This window comes from Mycobacterium sp. IDUB_24 (assembly GCF_055419385.1).
On the sequence record NZ_JBVAXO010000008.1, the window covers coordinates 270,968 to 293,679 of the forward strand.

26 protein-coding genes are annotated in these 22,712 nt (G+C 64.6%); 14 read left to right on the top strand and 12 right to left on the bottom strand.

Annotated features, from left to right (window positions below; genetic code table 11):
• The first annotated feature begins 29 nt into the window (after positions 1–29).
• From ACZYZF_RS26215 to ACZYZF_RS26225, 3 genes are all read left to right on the top strand, one after another.
• Positions 30–440 carry a transglycosylase family protein gene (locus ACZYZF_RS26215; RefSeq protein WP_463747961.1) on the top strand — a complete coding sequence of 137 codons (411 nt, stop codon included), beginning with the start codon at positions 30–32 and terminating at the stop codon, positions 438–440.
• Positions 441–938: 498 nt separating this feature from the next.
• Entirely contained in the window at positions 939–2,195 is a 1,257-nt protein-coding gene (locus tag ACZYZF_RS26220; protein ID WP_463837341.1) for a S1C family serine protease, read from the top strand.
• A gap of 132 nt (positions 2,196–2,327) precedes the next feature.
• Entirely contained in the window at positions 2,328–2,723 is a 396-nt protein-coding gene (locus ACZYZF_RS26225; protein ID WP_463747962.1) for a tautomerase family protein, read from the top strand.
• Positions 2,724–2,784: 61 nt separating this feature from the next.
• On the opposite strand, the gene ACZYZF_RS26230 is transcribed toward ACZYZF_RS26225, so the two are convergent.
• Positions 2,785–3,423: a cation efflux transmembrane domain-containing protein gene (locus ACZYZF_RS26230; protein ID WP_463747963.1), complete on the bottom strand. Its 639-nt coding sequence runs from the start codon at positions 3,421–3,423 to the stop codon at positions 2,785–2,787.
• Positions 3,423–3,752, bottom strand: coding sequence for an ArsR/SmtB family transcription factor (locus ACZYZF_RS26235; RefSeq protein ID WP_463747964.1), 330 nt, complete (start codon positions 3,750–3,752; stop codon positions 3,423–3,425). Before ACZYZF_RS26235 ends, ACZYZF_RS26230 begins: the two co-directional genes overlap by 1 nt.
• A 109-nt stretch (positions 3,753–3,861) precedes the next feature.
• On the opposite strand from ACZYZF_RS26235, the gene ACZYZF_RS26240 reads away from it, so the two are divergent.
• Entirely contained in the window at positions 3,862–4,545 is a 684-nt protein-coding gene (locus ACZYZF_RS26240) for a hemerythrin domain-containing protein (protein ID WP_463837231.1), read from the top strand.
• Between the two features lie 30 nt (positions 4,546–4,575).
• Here the strand turns inward: ACZYZF_RS26240 and ACZYZF_RS26245 are convergent, their stop codons facing one another.
• Together ACZYZF_RS26245 and ACZYZF_RS26250 are read right to left on the bottom strand one after the other, a co-directional pair.
• Positions 4,576–4,989 carry a hypothetical protein gene (locus tag ACZYZF_RS26245; RefSeq protein WP_463747966.1) on the bottom strand — a complete coding sequence of 138 codons (414 nt, stop codon included), beginning with the start codon at positions 4,987–4,989 and terminating at the stop codon, positions 4,576–4,578.
• Between the two features lie 131 nt (positions 4,990–5,120).
• A complete protein-coding gene (locus ACZYZF_RS26250; protein WP_463747967.1) occupies positions 5,121–6,032 on the bottom strand; it encodes an MBL fold metallo-hydrolase in 912 nt (303 codons plus the stop codon).
• Between the two features lie 121 nt (positions 6,033–6,153).
• On the opposite strand from ACZYZF_RS26250, the gene ACZYZF_RS26255 reads away from it, so the two are divergent.
• Positions 6,154–6,588, top strand: a complete 435-nt coding sequence (locus ACZYZF_RS26255; protein ID WP_463747968.1) for a VOC family protein — start codon at positions 6,154–6,156, stop codon at positions 6,586–6,588.
• 36 nt (positions 6,589–6,624) lie between these two features.
• Here ACZYZF_RS26255 and ACZYZF_RS26260 read toward each other — a convergent pair whose 3' ends face one another.
• Positions 6,625–7,137: a DinB family protein gene (locus ACZYZF_RS26260; protein ID WP_463747969.1), complete on the bottom strand. Its 513-nt coding sequence runs from the start codon at positions 7,135–7,137 to the stop codon at positions 6,625–6,627.
• 114 nt (positions 7,138–7,251) lie between these two features.
• Positions 7,252–7,929, bottom strand: a complete 678-nt coding sequence (locus tag ACZYZF_RS26265) for a cutinase family protein (protein WP_463748072.1) — start codon at positions 7,927–7,929, stop codon at positions 7,252–7,254.
• A 356-nt stretch (positions 7,930–8,285) separates the two neighbouring features.
• Here ACZYZF_RS26265 and ACZYZF_RS26270 point away from each other — a divergent pair, with 356 nt between their 5' ends.
• Together ACZYZF_RS26270 and ACZYZF_RS26275 are read left to right on the top strand one after the other, a co-directional pair.
• Positions 8,286–9,023, top strand: a complete 738-nt coding sequence (locus ACZYZF_RS26270; protein ID WP_463837233.1) for an alpha/beta hydrolase family protein — start codon at positions 8,286–8,288, stop codon at positions 9,021–9,023.
• Between the two features lie 49 nt (positions 9,024–9,072).
• A complete protein-coding gene (locus ACZYZF_RS26275; protein WP_463747971.1) occupies positions 9,073–9,576 on the top strand; it encodes a GNAT family N-acetyltransferase in 504 nt (167 codons plus the stop codon).
• 16 nt (positions 9,577–9,592) lie between these two features.
• Here ACZYZF_RS26275 and ACZYZF_RS26280 read toward each other — a convergent pair whose 3' ends face one another.
• Positions 9,593–10,657: an AraC family transcriptional regulator gene (locus tag ACZYZF_RS26280; protein WP_463748073.1), complete on the bottom strand. Its 1,065-nt coding sequence runs from the start codon at positions 10,655–10,657 to the stop codon at positions 9,593–9,595.
• Positions 10,658–10,751: 94 nt separating this feature from the next.
• Here ACZYZF_RS26280 and ACZYZF_RS26285 point away from each other — a divergent pair, with 94 nt between their 5' ends.
• Positions 10,752–12,197 carry a DUF1254 domain-containing protein gene (locus ACZYZF_RS26285; RefSeq protein ID WP_463747972.1) on the top strand — a complete coding sequence of 482 codons (1,446 nt, stop codon included), beginning with the start codon at positions 10,752–10,754 and terminating at the stop codon, positions 12,195–12,197.
• A 38-nt stretch (positions 12,198–12,235) separates the two neighbouring features.
• Positions 12,236–13,651, top strand: a complete 1,416-nt coding sequence (locus ACZYZF_RS26290; RefSeq protein ID WP_463837234.1) for a DUF1254 domain-containing protein — start codon at positions 12,236–12,238, stop codon at positions 13,649–13,651.
• Between the two features lie 44 nt (positions 13,652–13,695).
• On the opposite strand, the gene ACZYZF_RS26295 is transcribed toward ACZYZF_RS26290, so the two are convergent.
• Positions 13,696–14,346: a maleylpyruvate isomerase family mycothiol-dependent enzyme gene (locus tag ACZYZF_RS26295; RefSeq protein ID WP_463747974.1), complete on the bottom strand. Its 651-nt coding sequence runs from the start codon at positions 14,344–14,346 to the stop codon at positions 13,696–13,698.
• Positions 14,347–14,401: 55 nt separating this feature from the next.
• Positions 14,402–14,857 (bottom strand): DUF1942 domain-containing protein, encoded by a 456-nt coding sequence (locus tag ACZYZF_RS26300; RefSeq protein WP_463747975.1) that lies wholly within the window; start codon positions 14,855–14,857, stop codon positions 14,402–14,404.
• Positions 14,858–15,159: 302 nt separating this feature from the next.
• Between ACZYZF_RS26300 and ACZYZF_RS26305 the strand changes: the two genes are divergently transcribed.
• From ACZYZF_RS26305 to ACZYZF_RS26320, 4 genes are all read left to right on the top strand, one after another.
• Complete coding sequence (locus tag ACZYZF_RS26305) at positions 15,160–15,588, top strand: cellulose-binding domain-containing protein (RefSeq protein ID WP_463747976.1); 429 nt, start codon at positions 15,160–15,162, stop codon at positions 15,586–15,588.
• Between the two features lie 613 nt (positions 15,589–16,201).
• Positions 16,202–16,720: a hypothetical protein gene (locus ACZYZF_RS26310; RefSeq protein WP_463747977.1), complete on the top strand. Its 519-nt coding sequence runs from the start codon at positions 16,202–16,204 to the stop codon at positions 16,718–16,720.
• A 206-nt stretch (positions 16,721–16,926) separates the two neighbouring features.
• The gene (locus ACZYZF_RS26315) at positions 16,927–17,535 is read left to right on the top strand and encodes an LGFP repeat-containing protein (RefSeq protein ID WP_463837235.1); all 609 of its coding nucleotides are present in this window, start codon (positions 16,927–16,929) and stop codon (positions 17,533–17,535) included.
• A gap of 148 nt (positions 17,536–17,683) precedes the next feature.
• Positions 17,684–19,135 (top strand): amidase, encoded by a 1,452-nt coding sequence (locus ACZYZF_RS26320; protein WP_463837236.1) that lies wholly within the window; start codon positions 17,684–17,686, stop codon positions 19,133–19,135.
• Positions 19,136–19,226: 91 nt separating this feature from the next.
• On the opposite strand, the gene ACZYZF_RS26325 is transcribed toward ACZYZF_RS26320, so the two are convergent.
• The 3 genes from ACZYZF_RS26325 to ACZYZF_RS26335 form a co-directional block, all read right to left on the bottom strand.
• On the bottom strand, positions 19,227–19,793 hold the full coding sequence (locus ACZYZF_RS26325; RefSeq protein WP_463747980.1) for a dihydrofolate reductase family protein: 567 nt from the start codon (positions 19,791–19,793) through the stop codon (positions 19,227–19,229).
• 92 nt (positions 19,794–19,885) lie between these two features.
• Positions 19,886–20,755, bottom strand: coding sequence for a hypothetical protein (locus ACZYZF_RS26330; RefSeq protein ID WP_463837238.1), 870 nt, complete (start codon positions 20,753–20,755; stop codon positions 19,886–19,888).
• A gap of 173 nt (positions 20,756–20,928) precedes the next feature.
• Positions 20,929–22,272 carry an NAD(P)/FAD-dependent oxidoreductase gene (locus tag ACZYZF_RS26335; protein WP_463837240.1) on the bottom strand — a complete coding sequence of 448 codons (1,344 nt, stop codon included), beginning with the start codon at positions 22,270–22,272 and terminating at the stop codon, positions 20,929–20,931.
• A 116-nt stretch (positions 22,273–22,388) separates the two neighbouring features.
• Here ACZYZF_RS26335 and ACZYZF_RS26340 point away from each other — a divergent pair, with 116 nt between their 5' ends.
• Complete coding sequence (locus ACZYZF_RS26340; protein WP_463747983.1) at positions 22,389–22,655, top strand: hypothetical protein; 267 nt, start codon at positions 22,389–22,391, stop codon at positions 22,653–22,655.
• Positions 22,656–22,712 lie beyond the last annotated feature (57 nt).

The following is a 22,712-nucleotide window of genomic DNA, read 5'->3' on the forward strand; positions in this document are numbered from 1 at the left end:
CAAGCGCACGCCGCCATGAAGGGATCGACATGCGCGTGCGCAAGGTCGTCACCGTAATCGGGTTCGTCGGTGCGATCGCCCTGACTCAGACACTCCTGACAGTTCCGAACGCCGGCGCCGAACCGAACTGGGACGCGATGGCTCAGTGCGAATCGGGCGGAAACTGGGCGGCGGACACCGGCAACGGCTTCTACGGCGGGCTGCAGTTCACCCCGGCTACGTGGGCCTCGCACGGGGGAATGGGGTCGCCCGCCGCGGCGAGTCGCGAGGAACAGATCCGCGTGGCTCGCAACGTGATGCAGACCCAAGGTCTCGGCGCCTGGCCGGTCTGCGGGGGCCCGATCGGCCAGGCGACGGGAACCTGCCGTCAGGTGATGGTCTGGATCCCACTGAGGAACCTGCCGCGGTTGTGCACCTTCGTGCTCAATCCGCTGGGCTGATCAACCGACCGTGATCATCACCCGGACAGCAAACCTCGCCGCGCTCCGCCACGCCTAGCGGCTGGGTTCACGCGCGTGGAGACGTTCGAGCAATTCGACGCGGAGCAGATGCTGGCCGGCGCTGAGCCGGGGGGCTTTCTCCGGCAGTAGCGCCTTGCGGCGCCGAAAAAGTCTTGGGCAGCACCGAACTCACTCTCAGCAAACCCTCAGTGGGGCACTGCACCATCTAGATAGGCGCCGGCACGGCGCATATATGTCGGTGTCGCAAGGGAAGAAGCAATCGGAATGAATTATTGGTCGGGTAAGTCGCCGCAGAGTAGCAATCGCGAGTGGACTGCGAAACAGGCGGAGGATCAACGGAATCCAAGCCCATGGAGCCGGACCGGCTATCAGCAACCGTTTCCTCCGTATGGATTGCATCCTGGGACGACCCAGACGTTCGATGCGCCTCCGGTACAGGACGTTTCACAGCCGAAGAAGAAGTCCCGCGTCGGCGTGCTGGTCGCCGGCACTGCCGCGGTGGCCATGGCCACCGGCGCAGTCGCAGCGGTCGCGGTAGTCGACCAGGCCGGAAAGCCCACCACTGTCGCACAGGCGCCGGTTGCTGACCACGCCCGCATACCGGCGCCGACCACCGGATCCGCCCCCGTACAGCCGAAGGGTTCCGCACCGGCCGGATCGGTCGAACAGGTATCTGCCAAGGTGCTGCCCAGTGTGGTCAAGCTGCAGGTCGAGACCGGGCAGGGGCGCGAGGAGGGATCCGGGATCGTCCTCAGCGAGGACGGTCTGATCCTCACCAACAATCATGTCGTGGCGGCCGCCGCGCGCGGAGCGGGCACTCAGGGACCGCTGGCCGCCGACGGCTCACCTGATGGCGAGTTCCCCGGAATGCCGCGCGGACTGTTCCCCGGTGGGCAGTTCCCGGGTGACGATCAGTATTCGCCTGACGGGCCGTCGGCCAGGACTTCCGGCCGGACCAACGGCGCCATGCAGGCAACCGTGACCATGTCCGATGGCCGAACGGTGCCGTTCACGGTCGTCGGCACCGACCCCGACGACGACATCGCGGTGGTGAAGGCACAGAACGTGTCCGGGTTGACCCCGATCACGATCGGTTCCTCGAAGGACCTGAAGGTGGGGCAGAACGTCGTGGCGGTGGGCTCGCCGTTGGGGCTGCAGGGAACGGTGACCACAGGCATCATCAGCGCGCTGGATCGTCCGGTCGCCACAGGCGATGAGCAGAGTGGCCAGAATTCGGTGATGAGCGCCATCCAGACCGACGCCGCGATCAACCCGGGCAACTCCGGCGGTGCACTGGTCGACATGAACGGCGACCTCATCGGAGTGAACTCGGCGATCGCATCGTTGGGCGGTGGTCAGGGTTCGCAGGGCGGTGGGCAGGCCGGGTCGATCGGTCTGGGCTTCGCGATTCCGGTGGATCAGGCCAAACGCATTGCCGACGAACTGGTTTCGACCGGGACCGTCCAGCACGCCTCGCTGGGTGTCCAGCTCTCCGGTGACGATTCGCACGGCGCGACGGTCGCCGGCGTGGTCGCCGGAGGCCCGGCAGCCGCGGCCGGTCTGCCCGACGGCGCGGTGATCACCAAGGTCGACAACCAGGTGATCGACGGTCCCGATGCCCTGGTCGCTGCCGTGCGCTCCAAGGCGCCGCGGGACACCGTGACGCTGACTTATGAGGATCCGTCGGGTGCTCCGCGCACCGTCGACGTCACCCTCGGACAGGTCCAGGCGTAACAGTAGGCAAGTCAGTGGGCCCCAGCCGGTTTCCGGGCTGGGGCCCCTTGCTGTGTCGTTCATCGGTGTCAATCGGCATGGCGGCACAAAATTCGAGTGACCCCGGCACACAACGTATGTGACGATTCCCCGATGCCCAGCACACTCATCGAAGTACGGCGGCCTTATCGCGAGTCCGCAGAGGTGGCGATCATCGATGCGGTGCACGACGCGCTAGTGGCCGCCTTCCAGATCCCGGCCGGCGACAAGCACGTCCGACTGGTATCCCATGAGCCTCATCGGTTCTCGCATTCGCCCGGCGTGGCGCAACCCGAGCTGTGCACCCTCGTGACAGTCGACTGCTTTGCCGGCCGTTCCGTGCAGGCCAAGCGGAATCTCTACCGGGAGATCGTCAATCGCCTGGAGGTACTGGGCATCCCGCCGGACCACGTCACCATCGTTGTACGCGACCATCCGACACAAAACTGGGGCATTCGGGGCGGGCAGGCCGCCTGCGATGTCGACCTGGGATTCGACGTCAATGTGTGATCGGTGCCCTGGGCTTGTCCTCAGGTGGTCGCGGGCTTGTCGGCGACGAGCCGCCGGGTTCTCATTCTCCACAACAGGTTTCGCCCCGCCACGCTTCGCGTCCTTCGTTGACGGCAACGCCGGCGAGAATGAGTGCGGCGATCGAATCGGCCCAACTCCAGCCGAACATACTGTTGAGGACCAGCCCCGCGAGGACCACCGCGGACAGGTAGGTGCACAGCAGCGTCTGTTTGGAGTCCGCCACTGCTGAGCGGGAACCGAGTTCGCGACCGGCGCGGCGCTGGGCAGTGGATAGCACCGGCATGATCACCAGGCTGGCCGTGGTCAAGGCGATGCCGATCACCGAATGTCTGGCCTCCTCCGCTCCGGCGAGCGATCGGATCGATTCGACGGTGACGTAGGCGGCCAACGCGAAGAACGACACCGCAATGATCCGCAGCGCGGTCTTCTCGCGAGCCTCCGGGTCCGGGCCCGAGAACTGCCAGGCGACGGCGGCGGCCGAGGACACCTCGATCACGGAGTCGAGTCCGAAGCCGATCAGCGCGGTCGACGACACCCGGGCACCCTCGCCGATCGCGATGATCGCCTCGATGACGTTGTAGGTGATGGTCGCGGCGACGAACCACCGGATCCGCTGGTGCAGCAACGCCCGTCGTGCCGGGGCCAGAGGAGTGCCGGGCATCGGGACCTCTGGCGCCATCAGCAGCACCCATCGGATGCCGCGTCCGGGCACTGCCCGGGGTCGCCTGCCAGCACCACATGTAACAGGTCGTTCAGTGCGTGGGCGAGCCTGGGGTCGGCGAGTTCGTAGCGGGTGCGCCGACCTTCCGGGACCGCGACAACCAGACCGCAACCACGAAGGCAGGCAAGATGATTGGACATGCTCTGCCGGGACACACCGGCCTGATGGGCCAGATCGGCCGGATATCCCGGGGCGTCTTTGAGTGCGAGCAGGATCTTGGACCGGGTCTGATCCGAGAGGGCATGACCGAACCGGGCCAGCACCGCGACCTGCGTCAGCGTCTCCATGAGCTCAGAGTACATCGGATTGTGAATACAGAGAACACTGAACTATCAAATGGGGTAGCCGGATACTTGTTGCGACAGCTGGTGTGCGACGCATCCTGATCCTGGACGGTTGCCGCAGTTCACCGAACGGAAGCTTGATATGCCGGTCAACGACTTGGACATGTTGCTCGTCCACCGCGTGTTTCGCCGCGAGTTCGGTGAACTGGCGGAGCTGATCGACGGCGTGCAGCCCGGCGACACCTCGCGTGCGCGGATTGTCGGTGAACACCTGCAATTCATCACCGAAGCGTTGCATCACCACCACGCGGCCGAAGACGAGCTGGTCTGGCCGATCCTGTCGGCCAGAGTGCTGGATCGGAGATCCGACTTCGAGCTGATGGAAGCGCAGCACGGGCGTATCGCAACGGCACTCCACGAGGTACAAGCAGATCGCGTGTCGTGGACGAACTCCGCGCAGCGATCGACCACTGACCGGCTGCGCGAGTCGTTCGCCCAGCTGTCCGAACAGGTGCTGACCCACCTCGATGAAGAGGAGCGAGACGCCTTGCCGGTTATCGTCCAGCACCTGACTGCGAAGGAGTGGGAAACCGCGGTCAGGCGGGGAGCGTCGTTCTTGACCAAACATCCACGATGGGGCATCCGCCTCGGCGGACTTGTGCTGGATTACGCTTCCCCCGAAGAGCGCCGCTCTTTCCTGGCGGGAGTGCCACTGCCGCAACGGCTTTTGGTCAAGGCGCTGGGCGCGCGGTCGCTGGCGGCATACCGCAAGAAGTTGTACGCCGTGCAGATCTAGCCTGTGCCGGCTGGCGTGGAGGCGTCGCCGCTAGATGGCCCCGGGTGTCCCAGGTGGGCTCATCGATCCGTCGACATTCGGCACCATCGCCGGGGCCGGTATGCCCCCGTCCGCGGCGTTGTCTCCGGGGATCCCGTCGTCTGGCGTCTGGTCGTACATGCCGCCCCAGCAGGCTGGATTCCATCCCTCCGTGGCGCACGCCGGATCATCCGGGCTGGTGGGGGAATCGAGAGCCGTGGGTATGCGCGGTGCCGCTGAAGCGACGGACGCCGTAGTCACCGGAGTAGCCGCGGCCAGCGCAGCGATCCCGCAGATTGCGGCCACCGCAGATCTTGTCAGCATGTGTCGCGCCTCAGAAGCCGTCATCGAACGCATCTTCCACTCCTTCACCCCGGCCAACCAAGCCAGTTTGACGTTTGCCAACGCCGCACCGTCATTGCTCATGCTCGCAGTTCCACGCCTACCACGGGTGGAAACCGAAACTTCGCTGGTAGAAATCCCCACGCCATCATGGTCCGGAACGCGTGATTGGCCGGCGCTCCCCGTAGGGAGCGCCGGCCAATCACGGCAGGCGATCAGTAATCCCAGCCGGCCGGTACACACCGGAAGGCGTCGCCGGCGGTCGCCACGTGGCAGACGGATGGGAACGGCAGGTGGGTGGCCACCAGCGATTCTCCCGTCGCCGCCAACTCGCGCAGAAGCTCGATGCGGACGCGGGCCGCCTCCTCGGGATCGTGTTCGAATCCGTTCTGCCACTCGGGGTTGTCGAACCCGGGTGCGAACACGGCGTCGCCGGCGAATGTCAGCTTCTCGCCGCCGGACGCCAGGCGGACCACACTGTGTCCGGGAGTGTGACCGCCGGTGCGACTGACGAGCACGCCCGGTGCCACTTCGTACTCCGTCTCGAACGTCCGCAGCTGGCCCCGGTAGTCGTCCAAGAACTGCGTGGCAACCCTCCGAAGCACATCCGGGATCGGCTGCGGCATCACAGTGCGGGAGAAATCGGGCGACTCCCAGAATTCAGCCTCGGCAGCCGCTGCGTGGACCCGCAGGTCCGGCCGCAGCCGTTCCTTCACCCCTTCGGTGATCAGTCCGCCCACGTGGTCCATGTGCATGTGGGTCAGCACGACGTCGGTCACGGAACCGAGATCGACACCTGCAGCCTCCAATCGCTGGACCGTCTGGCCGGCGCGGGGGAAGTCCGGGAATTCCAGCCCCAGCCCGGCGTCGACGAGGATGGTCCGATCACCGCTGCGGACCACCACGATGTTCAGCGGCCAGTCGACCACCTCCGGCGGCAGAAAATTGTCGTCCAACCAGCCCGCCAGGTCCGCCTGGTCGACGTTGGTGGCCAACGTCGAGGCCGTGATCGGCAACACTCCGTCGCTGATCACCAGCACCTCGATGTCACCCACCTGTACCGCGTAGCGCGACGGAACCAACTCGTCGACCGGACTTCCCACCCTTGTCATGTCGTCCAAACTCATACCGTGTTCCTCCTGAGGGCCGCACCGAAGACATGTCGAATGACCTGTCTTTCTCGTGGGAACGTCCTCGAGCCGCCGGAACTATCCAGCGATCACCTCGGCAGCTGGTTAGGGTCGGCTGATGGGCTCGGTCAAGCAATTTCAAGTGACTTTCGATTGCGCGGATCCGGAGCGCGTAGCTCGCTTCTGGTGCGAAGTGCTGGGATACGTGGTGCCTCTGGCACCGCCGGGATTTGACACCTGGGCGGACTTCGATCGGTCCCTGCCCCCCGAGCGTCAGGGATCGGCGTTCGCCTGCATTGATCCTTCGGGTGTCGGCCCACGACTGTTCTTTCAGCGCGTACCCGAAGGCAAGACCGCCAAGAACCGTGTGCATCTCGACGTCCGGGTGGGCATCGGACTCGTGGGGCCAGAGCGCCTGGCAACGCTGGAAGCCGAGTGCGCACGCTTGGTGGCGCTGGGGGCCGTGCGGGGGCGAATAGTGCCGGCTGACGGCATCAACGAGTCGTACATCGTGATGCAGGACATCGAGGGTAACGAGTTCTGTCTCGACTGAGGCACGTTTGGCCCTTGTGCCCAAGCGCGTTTGAGGTCAAGAAGTTTGGCGGGTTCTGCCGTCAGAGCGGGTCTCATCGATTTGTTCGCGAAGAATGTCGCCGTGCCCGGCATGCCTGGCGAACTCTTCGATCATGGCGAGCAGGGTCCACCGCATGCTCACAGTTCCCTCCGCAGGGATGTCTATGGTGGCGTCGAGGTCGAACCGCGACGCGATGTCGCGTGATCGCTGACTGGCGCGCTGGAACTCGGCGATCACGTCGGGCAGCGACTCGTGATCGCCGACAGCGAACGTGCCTTCGTCTCGCCTCGAGTACCCGTCGCATTCGGATTCGTCTAGTCCGGCCCAGAACCTTTGGAACCAGATTCTCTCCGCTGCGGCGGCATGCTTTATCAACGAGATCGGCGTCGTCAGCGACGTCACGAGGTGCCGGCGGGCGTCGGCTTCAGCCAGCCCGCGTGCGGTCGCGATCAATGCTTCACGGTTTCGGTCGAGTGTGTTCTCGATGAGGGTGCGCTCGGATCCGTTGGTGATTCGCTTGGTACCCATAGTTTTTACTCTGCTCTGTCGTGCGGATGAAGACATGCTCAGGTGGCCTGGGAGAAGGCGGAGAGGCGTGGCGGTGCGAGCCCGCGAAGACAGGGGAGCCGTCGGGAGCGGGTGCTACAACCGCCTGACCGCAAACTGCGCGGCCTGGTCGACCATGCCGTTGGCGATGTAGGCGTTGTGGGCGCCGGTCGGCGGCCCCGGTGCGGCGCCATTGCACACGCTGTCCCCGGTGGCACACAGATCGATGGTCTTGGGCGCATAGAGCGGCCCGATGGTGATTTGCGGCGCCCCGGCATCGCTGAGGAATTGGTTCGACGGTTTCCCGAACAATGCGACGGCAGCCACGTGCGAAGCGATCTCCGGTGGCATCGGAGGTGGTACGAACGCCGCCGGGACACCCGCGGGGATATCGGCCGAAGTGGTGAATGCCGCCACGGCAGCACCTTGGGAGAACCCACCCAGGACCATCTTGGTGGTGGGGCAGTCCGCGGCCACTGCCTGGATGTGGTTGGTCGCGTCCCTGATGCCGTCGATAACGGTGAGGGCGAACTGGATGCCGTCGGCGAAGTCGGCGCTGGCCTGGTAATTCACCGGGTACTCACTGACCGATTTCGCGCCGGCCTTGCCGCGCACAGCGTCGACGAAGGCCTGCCCGATACCGCCGGCACCCGGAGGCTCTCCTGTCCCGCGGGCGAACACCACTTCCGCGTCCGGACATGGGGCCGCGTCGGCCTGGGGCGCCGGAGCGCTCACCACTGCCAGCGCCGTGGACGAGGCTGCGAGCAGGCCCATGAGCCCGTGGATTCTTCCGCGGTTGGGCGCCGCGGGAGGTTGGTTGCAATCGATTGTGTACATAGGAGAACCTTCGCGTCGGGATAGGACGGCCGATTGCCCGAATTCGATGGTACGTAACGCCCGCAAGCCCCTCGGAGCGTGCAGTTCGTGGCCCCACCGCACGCGCGCGAAAATCGTTGGACGGGTTGCGGACGAATTGATAGCGTCGCTCGCGACCGTGACGGCACGCGAGGAGGTGAGACCCATGGACGCTGTAACCCTGTGGGTGCTCCCACTCGCGTTCGCGGTCGGGCGATCGAGGTAGGTGTCGCCGGGAGCGCCTGAACAATGGAACTCCCGAAAGGCGCCACACCATGCATTTCACTTCTGAGACATCGTCGAACGGTGTCATCGAACGCACCTTCACCCTGGACGACGTCACCGGCGTGCTCTGGTCACCGGAAACCGGCTCCGACGGCGCGCCCGTGGTCCTGGCCGGTCACCCCGGCGGCTTGGACAAAATGGCCCCGGGGCATGTCGGGCGGGCCCGTTCCTCGGTTCTCACGGACGGTTTTCACGTCGTTTCGATTGATGCACCCGGACATGGCGACCGGCCACGGAGCGCAGCCGATGTGCACCTGGTCACCGCCTTCCAGCAGGCTCGGGCAGAGGGCAGTCCGTCATTCGGCCGGATCCTCGCTGAGTACTGCCACTCGGTGGCCGAGCGCGCCGTCCCCGAATGGCAGGCGACGATCGACGCCGTTCAGGCCCTACCCGAGATCGACGCGCGGGCGGCCATCGGTTACTCCGGCATGACGCTGGCGAGCGCGATCGGCATACCGTTGGCCGCGGCCGAGCCTCGGATCACCGCGGCGCTCTTCGGTGGGGTAGTCGCACACGATGCGCTGCTGGAGGCGGCGAAACAGGTAACCATCCCGATCGAGTTCCTGCTCCCGTGGGACGACGAGGAGATCCCACGCGGATTCGGTCTCGAGTTGTTCGGCGCGTTCGGCTCGGAAGACAAAGTGCTGCACGCCTTCCCGGGTCGACATCACCCGGTGCCCACGGACCGGATCGACACCCGGTTCTTTCCCCGACATCTCGGGCGGTGAGTGAGGGCACACTGCCAAAATGACAAGTGTCTGAGGATTGAGGCGGGATATGTGGAGTACACGAGTTGAACAGCCGCAGGATGTCAGCCGCATCCACGCTGTGAACGCGGCAGCGTTTCCCACCGAGTTGGAAGCGAACCTCGTCGACGCGCTCCGGGAAGACCCGGCCGCGTGGATCGACGGACTGTCCGTCGTCAGCTGCGACGCGAGCGGCGAAATTGTGGGATATGCGTTGCTCACGCGATGCACGGTCGACAGCCATCCCGCGCTCGCGCTCGGACCCTGTGCGGTCGTGCCCGACCTCCAGCGAGGTGGGGCTGGTTCGGCAGCTATTCGCGCGGGGCTCGCGCGGGCGCGAGAACTGGGGGAGAACCTGGTAATCGTTCTGGGGCACGCTGATTACTACCCGCGATTCGGATTCGTCCCGGCATCGCGTCTCGGCATCACTGCGCCGTTTGCCGCACCCGACGACAATTTCCTGGCCCTCACTCTCAATCCTGATGACAAGGTACCCAGCGGTGAGGTTGCCTATGCGAAACCCTTCGGCGTCTGACGCTTGAACCGCACCGTCACTCTTCTGTGAGTCGGGTCGGCTGCGATTCTGCCTGCGCCAGAGCCGATTCGGCAGTTCCCAACCCGATGCGGGTGTTGCGATAGTCGGTGGGGGTCAAGCTGAACCAGCGTTTGCATGCGCGGGTCAGCACGCTCTGCTCGGCGTAGCCGAGTTGGCGACACAGCTGCACGAGGGGCAGGTCGGTGTCGAGCAACAATCGATGGGCGAGTTCGCGGCGAGTTTGATCGACCATCTCGGCAAAGGTGGTTCCTTCAGCGGTGAGACGGCGTTGCAAAGTCTTGGAGTGAATGCCGAACTGGCGGGCGACCAGTTCGGCGGTCAGCTCTCCGGTGGGCAGGAGCTGGCGGATGATCCTGCGCACGGTGTCGGTGAAGCCCCTTGCATGTTCGGCGCGGGCATTGGACAGGTAGTGCAACGCGAGCTGATGAGCGAGCGGATCGTGGTTGAGTGGGCGTTGTAAGTCGTTGGCGTGCAGGGTGAATCCGGCGAACGGTTCGCTGAAATGCGATGGGCACCCGAAGTAGCGGCGGTAATCGGCTCTGGTGCCCAGCGCGGGGTGGGGCAGGTGCACGGACACGGGCCGGTAGGTGGTGCCCAGGAAAAGGTGCAGCACGCGCAGGGTGACGCCGAGGGCCAGTTCGACGGCCTGGGCCTGAGGCGGCGCCGGGTGTAGCAGAAAGTCGAATTCGAACCGGCACATCGTCTCGTCGGTGTGCGACTGGATGTGTGCGGTGATGCCGGGACTGTAGGCGCTCATGTAGGTGTCGAGGATCGTGAACGCCTCGGCCACGGTGGCGGCGGTGCGGGCCGCGACTCCGACCGGGCCGAGGATGTCGATGCTCTGCCGCTCGGCGAGCCGGCGACCGAAGTCGTCCGCACCCAGTACCGCGGCTGCGCTTTCGACCGCGGCGATGGCACTGCGCAACGGAATATAGCGGTCACGTTGTCCGGCATCGGCGGGATTGATGCCGGCGAGCTCCAGCAGCGCCGCGGGATCGCCCTCATGGGCGGCGACGAGTCCGCTGAATCCCACCAGCGATGATCCATGGACCAGTTGCATGTCCATCACGATCAAGAAGATGTCCAGCAAAGTCAAGACACCAGCTAATGGCTCAGGCAAGGATGAGCGGGGCTCGGGCGACAGAAGGGACAGCATGGATAGCAAGAGGTCTTGGCGGAAGTTGAGCGTGGTGGCCGTCGCGGCAATGGCGCTGACCGCGGTCGCCTGCGGCAGTGACAAAGGTTCGGACAACGTTTCGAGTGCGCCCGCCGAAGAGGTGACCCCCGACCAGATCCGGGAGATCGCCAAACAGGCCTACATCTACGGCTTCCCGATGGTGGACAACTACCGGATCCAGTACGCCTACTTTCAGGACAAGCAGAACCCGCAGTACAAGGCCCCCTGGAACACACTTCAATCCAACGCGCAGGTGTTCACGCCGGCCGATACTGCCATTCAGACCCCTAACTCGGACACCCCGTACAGCTTCTTCGGGGCCGATCTGCGCACGGAACCGTACGTGCTGAGCGTTCCGACGATCGAAGCGAAGCGGTATTACTCGCTGCAGTTCATGGATCAGTACATGTACAACTTCGACTACGTAGGCAGCCGGACGACCGGCAACAATGCCGGCAAATACCTTCTCGCGGGGCCGAATTGGAAGGGTGAGAAGCCTGCCGGTATCGACAAGGTGATTCAGTCGGACACCGAATTCGCCTTCGTCGCATACCGGACTCAGCTGTTCGGGCCCGACGACCTCGACAACGTCAAGGCGATTCAGGCCCAGTACGGAACCGAACCGCTGTCGACGTTCCAGGGCAAGCCGGCGCCGACCGCCGCACCTGCAGTGGACTTCATGGTTCCGCAGACCGCCGAGGAGGAGCGCAAGTCGCCGCAGTTCTTCGAGACCCTCAACTTTGTTCTGCAGTTCGCGCCGGTCTTGGACACCGAGAAGGACCTGCGCGCGAAGTTCTCCTCGATCGGCATCGGCACGGACAAGAAGCTGGATATCGCATCGCTGAGCAAGGACGAGCAGGACGCTTTCCAGGCGGCGATCACCGATGCCTGGAAGGAATACGATCCGATCCAGGCGAAGGTGGACAGCGGCGAGATCTCACCGAGTGAGTTGTTCGGCAATCGGCAGACACTCGGAACCAACTACCCGTACCGCATGGCCGGTGCGATCAACGGCATCTACGGCAACGACAAAGCCGAGGCCATGTACCCGAGCTTTTCGAAGGACTCGACGGGCGCTCCGCTCGACGGCGCGAACAAGTACATCTATCGCTATGCGCCCGGGCAGCTGCCCCCGGTAAACGCGTTCTGGTCGCTGACGATGTACCGGATGCCGGAGAGCCTGCTGGTGGCCAATCCGATCAATCGTTACCTGATCAATTCACCGATGCTGCCCAGCCTGAAGCAGGATCCGGATGGTGGTTACACCATCTATGTGCAGCGGGAAACCCCCGGCCCGGAGAAGGAATCCAACTGGCTGCCGGCGCCCGAGGGCCCGTTCCGGTTGACGCAGCGGCTGTACTGGCCCAAGGAGGCCGCCCTCAACGGCACGTGGCAGGCGCCTGCGCCGCAGAAGGTCGGGTGAATGTGATGTTGCGACAACATGTTTCGTGGCTTCGTGGAATGGCCGTCATCGCCGCGGCGACGCTTGCGGTCACGTTGACCGGCTGCGGTAGCGGCAAGGATCCAGGCAACGATTCGAAGGAGCAGTCCGTGCTGACCACCGCTCAGATCCGCGAGATCGCCAAACAGGCGTACGTCTATGGCTTTCCGATGGTGGACAACTACCGGATCCAGTACGCCTACTTCCAGGACAAGCAGAGCTCGCAGTTCCGCAGTCCGTGGAACACCCTGCACTCCGATGCCCACGTCGCCACTCCCGCGGATACCGCAGTGCAGACCCCGAACTCGGATACCCCGTACTCGACGCTGGGCGCGGATCTCCGGGCGGAACCGCTGGTACTGACGGTGCCGGAGGTGGAGAGCAACCGGTACTACTCGGTGCAGCTCATCGACGCCTACACCTACAACATGGGCTACCTCGGCAGCCGCACCACCGGAAACAAGCCCGGAAAGTACCTGCTCGCAGGCCCGAACTGGAAGGGAGAGAAGCCTTCCGGTATCGACGGCGTGCTGCACGCCGAGACCGACTTCGTGCTCGCGTTGTACCGCACCCAGTTGTTCGGCCCGAACGACATCGACAACGTGAAGGCGATCCAGGCCGGTTACAAGGTGGAACCGCTGTCGAAGTTCCTCGGTACCGCGGCGCCCCCGGCGCCGGCCGCGATCGACTTCGTGGTTCCGCAGACCCCTGACGAGCAGCGGAAGTCGACCAACTTCTTCGAGACGCTCAACTTCGTCCTGAAGTACGTGCCGGTGCTGGACTCGGAGAAGGAGCTTCGGGCGAAGTTCGCGTCGATCGGGATCGGCACCGACAAGGACCTCGACATCGGTGCGCTACCCGCGGACCAGCAGCAGGCCTTCCAGGACGGGCTCAACGACGCGTGGACTGAATACAACGAGCTGCAGGCGAAGATCGACAACGGTGAGGTCACGACCGCGCAGATGTTCGGCGACCGCCGGACGATGGGTACCAACTATCTGTACCGCATGGCCGGTGCGATCAACGGCATCTACGGCAATGACACCGCCGAGGCGATGTATCCGATCTTCCGCCTGGATTCGGCGGGGGCCGCGCTCAATGGCGCCAACAAGTACACCTATCGATTCGCTCCCGGCCAGCTGCCGCCGGTGAAGGGTTTCTGGTCGATCACCATGTACCGACTGCCGGAGAGCCTGCTCGTGGCCAATCCGATCAACCGGTACCTGATCAACTCGCCGATGCTGCCGCAACTGAAGAAGGACGCCGACGGTGGCTACACCTTTTACGTGCAGCGGGAATCCCCGGGCGCGGACAAGGAGTCGAACTGGCTGCCGGCTCCGGACGGTCCGTTCGTGTTGATCGAACGGCTGTACTGGCCTGAGGAAGCCGCAGTCGACGGAACCTGGAAGGCACCTGTTCCCGAGCAGGTTCGTTGACATCGTCTGGCAACCTGACAGCGAGGTGATCCGTTGTCGGGCAGTCAGACTCGACCGCCGAATCCGCGGAGTTCCTGCACCGTTGCGCCGGGCCCGGCCATGCTGATTTCGCCTGCTGTGCGGCGCCCGGACAGCCAGCGGACCAGATCCGGGGGAGAGCCACGGAGAATCACCTCTGGCCCAGACTTCGGCCCAACCGACCACCGGTGATCGCCGTCGCTGCTACCGATCGTCACCCGAGCGCCGGCGGGCAGCTTCCTGAGTTGATAGCGCAGCACGAGCGGAATGACGTCCACGAGTGTGGCCGGCACCGCGTGGGTTCGGGTGTCGAGGCCGACGAGATCCTCGTGGTGGGTCCAGTATTCGAACAGAGCCAGCGGAGCCACCACCGGCTGTAGAAGCAGCCGCGGCATGGGGCGACGCAACCGATCGACCACTGCGGCAAAACCGTGGCGTCGTTCTCGGCGAAGCGCGGTGTCCACCATCTTCGGTGTGCCTGCCACCGAAACTCCATGGGTTACCAGCGATCGGGCGATGAAGGTCGTCACGCCGCCGTAGCGTTCTTCGCCCGCGAGGTGAGCCGCAAGGTCCAGCGCGGTCCACTCGCCGCATGCGGTCGGCGCTGAGGGACCCCGCTCGATCAACGACTCAGTCAATGCTGCGCGTTCGGCGCTGACGTCCTCTGCGATCGTCATGTCCAGAAGTGTTACCTCAGGGCGACGGGCAATCGTCACGTTTCCGACGAATCAATCAGCCCTTCCAGACCACCTTGTCGGTGCCGCCGGAGTCCCGATAGACGACGCTGTCGGGTGCTGTCCCGCCTCGTACGTCAAAGTAGATCCGTCCGGTGGTTTGGGTACCTGGCGCGATCGGTTGGTTGGCCAGGCCGTCCGTCTGGTTTCCCTTCATATCCGCGTAAGTAGAGCTGTTGACAGCCCGCGCGTTGAAGTCGGAAATGTTCGGAGTGGGGAAGCCGCTCACGGCCTCGGCCGTTACGTCGGCATACCAGATTCCGTCATTGTGGCCGCTGGGTTGCAAGTTGCTCACGGTGTAGTCGATGGCGCCACCTGGACTGGGAAGCTCTGCTGTTTGGCCGAACTGCAGCGTTTCCGGATCTGCATATGCCGGCGTCGCCGCCACGATTCCGGCCGCCGCGATCCCGGCAGCCGCCGTCATCGTTTTCATCGCGATCTGTGAGAATGCCACGTTGGGCTCCCTCCGCCGTATTCCTGTTGCCTCCAGGAATAATTGCCGTTTGCCTGCATCAGAGGTGTATCCAAAAGCGGGGCTGTCAAACGTGTTGTCTGCGGTGCGGCCGGTATCGCGTCGCCGTCGGGGGTGACCGTTTCAACCGCCGATTTTCCGGCTGACCGGCCTCGACCCTTCCTGCCTTTTGAGCCGTGAGCGAGGCTGCAGATTTCGTGATGGTTTCGGTTGAGCATAGGTATTGCAGCTAACCCGCGAGGCGCGGCGCCGACATCGCCCTTTCGGCTCTAACTTTGGCCACCATGGCGGGATTGGGCAAGTACGTGAAGCACTGGCGCACAGCGCTTCACGCAAGCGTATCGGCGTTGATACTTGCGATCCCGGCACTTGCCATCGCCCCCGTGGCTCACGCAGCTGCGCCTGCGGCGAGGTTATCGGTGTCATCGACATGGCAAACCGGTTTCATCGGCCACTTCGTCATCACCAACCCGAGCACCGTGCCACTGTCCGATTGGAAGCTTGAATTCGACTTGCCGATGGGTGAATCCGTCTCGCACACGTGGAGTAGCAACCTCACGCGGTATGGCACGCACTATGTGCTCACACCCGCGAATTGGAATCGCATCATCGCACCCGGCGGTACCGCCACCGGCGGCCTCAGAGGCGTGTTGTCGGGCTCGTACGTACCACCGTCGAATTGCGTGCTCAACGGACAATATTTGTGCACCTAGCGGTGGCGACGCGAACGGAACGGGAGCACGTCTGACCAGGGGGTACGACTGCCCATCGGCAAACGAGTTGCCTACCGGCAACCATGCGATCGCCCGCCGTTCCAGCCCGAACCGTTATTGGCGTTTTGCCAGATCTCAAATGTTCCAATACAGTTCCTGGCTAATTACTGCACCGCTGTAGTGCCAGCTAGGGTGATATCGACCACATTCTGGCAATAAGGGTGGTAGTTGCCACAAATGTGACGTGTCGGCGGCGGGCTGACTCTTGCGTCGCCTCGGCTGTAATGCACGCAGCAAACATGCATTCGCGCGCTTCTGGTCGGATCGGCGCTTGGTCGCCGCGGAATGACCGATGCACGGTCCATCCCTGTCTTTTCGGCGCCCGGAGCGCGGGGGGAGGGGGTGCTCGTGTCTGACACGGCTCTACTAACTCAAACCCAGAGAAGCGAGTACCACCATGCCGAAGTTCGGCGGACCGATCGAGAAGTTCGGAAAACAGAGACACGTAAAGAAGAGCATCACCGCCGTTCTCATTGCGACCGGCGTCGGCGGTGCCACTTTGCTTTCTGCCCCGATACACCGGCCTGCGGTGGTAGCCGTTGAGCGACCGCCGGTGGCGGACACAGTCGCCAAGCCCGCAGTTGTCGCCCCCAAGCCGGTGGTCGTGACCAAAGACTCCAGCGCGCAGGACATCGTCAAGGCCATCGTGAGCCAAGGCCGAGCCGCCAGGCTGAGCGACGACCAGATCAAGGCCGTCATCGCCACCGCGAAAATCGAGTCCACTTTCCGCCCGACCGCCTCCGGCGGTGTGCAGGCCTATGGCGGCCCGGGAGGTGCGGCCGATGAGGTCATCGGGCTGTTCCAGGAGAAGGCCAGTTTCGGCACCGTCGCGGAGCGCCAAGACCCCAACAAGTCGATAGCCCGGTTCATCGGCCGGTTCACTGAGGCGTTCAAGAAGTACGGCATCAACAACGACGCTGTGCTGGCGGCCACGCTCGCGCAGAACCCGCAGTTGCTCAAGTACCGCGGCGGCGTCGGAACTCATTACTACAACACCATCAAGGCCGCGATGAGCGCTGCCGCAGATATGTACGGTCAGGCCGTCAGCGCCCCGCTGCAGCCTGTCACCTGACTCTTCACGTCCAGACCGTCAGACTGACTTGGTGACGCCGTAGTAGGCGACCGATCGTCCTGGAACTGCTCAGCGATGCCGCCCGCAGGCGAGCGGCGCACGGTGCGATCTCCTGCGCCACTCAAGTGGTTCGGTTATAGTCCCGGCCGGGCAAGGGTTCAGGCGCAACGTGTGCCACACCACACCAAGACGCGGGAGGAAAACCCATGAGGACGAACGCATACCGCAACACGGCCGTCGTCGGCCTGGCGGCTGTTGTGCTGATCGCTGCGGGTTGCAGCAATGGCACGAGCGTCGACGCGTCGGCGCCGCCTCAGGTCGAATTGATCGTCACCTCCGCGACGGAATCCCCTGCGCAGCCCCACGAAGTGAAGCTCGCCGGAGATAGGGACGTCGAGGTGACGCTGACCGGCCCGATCGCTGCCAAGTACGCATCGGCAACCGACAAGCAGAAGGAAACTCTCGGCAAGCCACTGACCGGTGACCGCAACGCGGGAACCCGGGACAGCGGCGTGGTGTTCCAGCAGTTCCAGGGCGGCGTGATCGTCGCAAAGAACGACGAAGTGGGCACACCGGCCTACATCGTCGCGGGCAAGATCCGGGAGGCCTGGAACGTCCCGCGCGACGCGGCCGGCGTGCCCGTGGTGACGGGCGATAACGGGTCGGCAGGGCCGCTGGGCGTCCCCACCAGCGACGAGAACACCGATGGTGATCTGCTCGTGTCGACCTTCGAGCACGGCAAGGTCGAGTTCGACGCGAAGACCGGCAAGGTCGAGGTGACCGTCAACGACAAGGTCGTACCGTCCGGGCTGTAGACAACAGCCGAAGCGGTGCATGAAACATGCTGCTATACAGCATGTTTCCGTCGCGATGCGGTCGACCTGAGGAGCGTCGAACGGAAACTTTCCTGTTGCGGGAAATAGGATTTTATGGCTTCGAGCGTGGGCCTTTAGCGTCAGTCGCATGGAGCGGAATTTTCAGTCGGCCCGTGAATTGGTGGTCGCGTTGCGCGCCGGTGAGGTGTCCTCGGCGGAATTGATCGAGGCGGCGATCGCTGCGGTCGAGCGGGACGACGCGGTGATCAACGCGATCTGCGTGCCGGACTTCGACCGTGCACGAGAGGCTGCTCGGCATGCCGACCAGGCGCGTGCCCGTGGTGAGGATCGGCCGCTGCTGGGTATTCCGGTGACGGTCAAAGAGTCATACAACGTGGTCGGGCTGCCCACAACCTGGGGCATGCCCCAGTACCGGGACTTTCGGCCGGCCGAGGACGCGGTACAGGTGTCGCGACTCAAGGCCGCCGGTGCGGTGGTGCTCGGTAAGACAAACGTGCCGTTGGGGCTGCAGGACATACAGAGCTTCAACGAGATCTACGGCACCACCAACAATCCGTGGGATCACGCTCGTACGTCGGGCGGATCCTCTGGTGGCTCGGCCGCGGCCCTGGCCTCCGGGTTCGGTGCACTGTCCATCGGCTCCGACCTTGCCGGGTCGCTTCGGACCCCCGCACATTTCTGCGGCATCTACGCGCACAAGCCAACGCTCGGGCTGGCCGCGACGCGCGGGATGACCCCGCCGCCGGGGCCGGCCCTGCCGGCCGAGGCCGATCTCGCCGTCGTCGGTCCGATGGCGCGCACTGCCCGCGACCTCGCACTCCTGCTCGACGTGATGGCCGGACCGGACCCGCTGACGGTCGGCGTGGCGCATGAGGTGACGCTGCCACCTGCGCGCCACGAACGACTCGCCGATTTTCGGGTTCTGGTCCTCGACGAACATCCGTTCATTGCTACCGGGGCCGCGGTGCGCGCCGCAGTCAACCGGGTTGCGGATGCGCTTGTCTCCAATGGTGCCCGCGTCGAACGAAGCAGCCAGCTGCTGCCCGATCTGGACGACGCCGCATTGCTGTACACACAGTTGCTGTTTTCTGGCTCCGCAGCACGATTTCCCGTCGAGGCGTATGAGCAGTTGCAGACCCGCGCCGCAGGTCTGAGTCCAGACGACCAGAGTCTCGACGCGGCGCGACTTCGCGGAATGGTGTTGAGTCACCGCGATTGGATCGAGGTGAACAATCGTCGCGAGCTCCACCGCTACGGCTGGCGACAGTTGTTCGGCGAGTTCGACGTCGTGGTGTGTCCTATTACGCCGACTCCGGCGTTCGGCCACGACCACAACCCTGAGCTGTTGGAACGTCGGATTGACGTCGACGGAGTCGAGTACGCGTACTTCGACCAGCTGGTCTGGGCCGGTCTGGCCACAATGCCCGGCCTGCCCGCCACCGCCATCCCAGCGGGTCAGTCTCCGGAGGGACTGCCGGTCGGAGTGCAGCTCATCGGTCCGATGTTCGAGGACCGCACTCCGTTGCGGCTGGCCGAACTCCTCGAAAAGGAGATCGGCGGTTTCCGGGTGCCGGAGTAGGCGCGCCTGGATGTTCCGGCGGGATGGCGAACCGTCAGCCTTGTGGCTTCGTCCATGACCGAATCGCCTCCGCCACGGACTGAGAGACCGGTCAGTCGCGTTTCGTCTCGTAGCGCAGCAGCACGGTGCCGCCCGGGAAGGTGCGGTTCTCCAACAGCCGCAGCGAGATCCATGAAGGCAGGGTCGGGAAGAACGGTATGCCGCCGCCCACGGCGGTGGGCGCAACCACGATCCGGTATTCGTCCACCAGTCCGGCTTGCACGATCGGTGCGGCCAGCGTCGCGCCGGCCACCTCCAGCGTTCCGTCGGTTTCGGCTTTCAGCTGCCTCACCACCTCGACCGGGTCGTCGCGCACCAGGCGGGAGTTCCAGTCGACCGAATCCAACGTGCGCGAGAAGACGACCTTGGGCATGTTGCGCCAGATTCGGGCGAAGTCGACGATCAGAGGGGTGGCGTCGGGGGCCTGGTCGGCGGTCGGCCAGTAGGCGGACATCAGTTCGTAGAGTCGGCGCCCGTAGAACGCCAGGGCAGTCTCCCGTTCGAAGTCGTTCCAGTACTGGTGCAGTTCCTCGCTCGGTTCGGACCAGTCGATATTGCCTTGTGCGTCGGCGATGTACCCGTCCACCGACACGTTGAAGCCATAGATGAGTTTGCCCATTCAACTCAGACCGCACCGGAGGGCAAAACTCATCGCGACGCCATATGCCGTCCCTCCGTATCCGTGTGGTCCACACCGCGAAGTGCGGGCAGTCAGCCGTCCCCGAGTCGGCCCAGCCGCGACTCTGCTTGTGCCAGAGCCGATTCAGCGGCTTGTAACCTCCGTTGCTGCGCTTGCGCTGACCGCTCTGCTACGTCCAGCTGCGTCGTCGCCGTCTCGATGTCATGCTCAGCGGCGGCCACCGCCTCGAGCAGCTTCTCGTAGCGCCGACGCGCAGTTTTGACGCTCGCACGATGCTCAGTCACCGAGGCGACCTCGTTGTCGTGGGCGGTGCGCGCTGCGTTCACCTCGGACGCGGCAGTGTCGCGGTTGCGTCGAGCCTCGTCCAGCGCGGCAACGTCCGAGTCGGACTGTTTCTTCGTCGACAGCGGTGGGGTCGCCCGCGATACCGAGCCGGTCTCGGGCCATGATTGAGTGACGACCGCGGAGGAAGCTCCGAAGTCGCCGAAGCCCGACCACTCTTCGGCTCGAGACAGCCGGCCCAGGCGGGCGGCGACCTCGGGGTCTGCGATCGCCGCCTGCAACGTGGCTGTGACGTCGTCGCGCACACCCGCCGCGGGATCCAACCCTGCAGACGCAAACGCCGCGCGGGTCAGTTCCTGTACCAGACGCCGCTGGACCGTGGACAATTCGCGGATGCGTTGCCCGTCCATGGCTGCATGCGCGGCGCGCAGCGCCTCATGCAGATCGGCCACTCGCCGGCGCACCGTTGCGTCGGTCAGTGCCAGCCGGTTCACCACCCAGGCCGCCATCGTCGGTCGCCGGGCCGCGGCGATCGCCTTGGCCGCCTCAGCGTCACCGCGCTTGCGTGCGGCCGCCGCGAACTCCTTGCGCCGAGCCGTGAACTCCTCCGGCCGCGTGCCGTAGAGCGAGTCGAGGTCGTCGTCGGCAGTCACTGCCACGGCCTCGTAGTAGGACAAGCCACGCGTTCATTTTCGCAGATGGGCAGGCTGTCACACCGAGGAGCAGATGAACGGCGCCGATTTGGTGTGGAGTGGGCGAGAACCGCGGGCTGTTCGGGGACCATCGTCTCTGTCAGCGTGAGCGCTTCCGGAGGCCCGCGGACTTCGGGATTTCAGGCGTTCTTGGGCAACCGAATACCCTCGGCAGCAGTGAAACTGGCGTCGTCTTCTGAAGACAGTCCGATAGACACCACAGTGCGCGCGAAGACGGCGTCGGTCAGATACGCGAGCGCTACCGCCCACCGGTTCACCATTCGCGGCATGGCGTAGAGGTGGTAGGCGCGGGTGACTGCCTTGGCAGGCAAGCCGGACATGTGCACGCCCAGCGGATTCGCGACAGCGTAGCGCGGCCCCAAATCGACGACCAGACCCATGTTGCGGTGCTTGTAGTGTCGCCTGTTGCCGTAACCGAGGCTGGCAGCAACGTTGTGCCCCAACGTGTTACCTTGCCGGATCGCATGTTGGGCGGTCGGCGGAGTGATCTTGCCAGGCTGGGTCATGTCCGGCACGGCGGCCGCGTCACCGGCGGCGAAGACGTCGAGGTGGCCCGGCACCTGCAGATCGGTCTGCACTTTCAACCGGCCCTTCTCGGTTTCCAGTCCCAGCGTCTCGATCAGCGGCGCAGCGGTCACCCCGGTCACCCACGCGACGGTACGGGTGCCCACCACCGAATCGTCGCTCAGCACCACGTGATCGTCATGGACCTCTTTGAGTGTCGTGCCGAGCCGTACGTCGATACCTCGGCTTTCGAGTACCCGCATCGCAGCCTCGCCCAATTTGCTGCCCACCTCTGGCATCACCTGCTTCGCCACGTCGAGCAGCAGGAACTTGACGGATCGCGGATCGAAATTCATCTGCTTCGCGGCCGCATCCGCGAGCGCCCGCAACTGGGCAGTGAGCTCGGTTCCCGAATACGAGGCCCCCACGACGACGATGGTGCGCCGCGCCTGAGCCAGAGTCGCGTCGGTATCGAGGCACGCAAGCTCGAGCTGTTCGATCACGTGATCACGTAGGTAGAGCGCTTCGGCCGTCGTCTTCAGCCCACGGGCATGTTCGGCCAGACCGGGAATGTCGAACAGCTTCGTGACGGATCCTGGCGTCAGCACCAGCCGGTCCCACGCCATGCTCGCCGCGCGCTGCTCTGGATCGGTGAACGTCACCGTGCGGGCATCAAGGTCAACGCCGTCGACGCGACCGCGTACCGCCCGTACGCCCTTGAGCGCACCGGCCAACGGGACGGTGACGAACCGCGCATCGACGACACCTCCGGCCACGTCCGGGAGCAGCGGCGTGTAGAGCATGTAATCGACCGGCGAAATGATCGTGATGTCGATCGGCGCGTGATGCCGGCGTGCCAAACCGGCAAGCCGCCGTGCGCATTGGAAACCGGTGAACCCGCTACCGACGATGACGACAGACTTTCTCGGCCCGCCGCCGTCCAGAGAATGTTCGCCCATAATGCTGGCGTACCCGTCTGGCAACGGGACGACACCTCACAATCAACCTGTACGGGCCCGTTGAATCCTTTGTCGATTGCGGGACAATGCGCAATGACGCGCTGCTAGCGTGGGGTATGAGAGCGCAATCATCGCCATTCCACCCCGTCCATTGCGCCGATGATCTTATTGACGCCTACCTCGCACACGAAGATCGGCTACTCGCCGAAGCCGCGGGCGACGCGACCGGCGCCGGCGAGTACCGCCGCCGCGACGATGACGACGTCCTGGCGGCGCTCCGCGCCTGGAAAACGAAGGCGGCAGATCGCGGCAAGCCGCTCACCGAGAAGGACTGGACAAGTCTGGTCCTCGAGCTTGTGCACCGCGCTGCTGCGCAACGCTGACGGCGCGTCGGTATCGCGCCGTTCACCATGCTGACGTCGTGCACCTTGCCGTCGCCC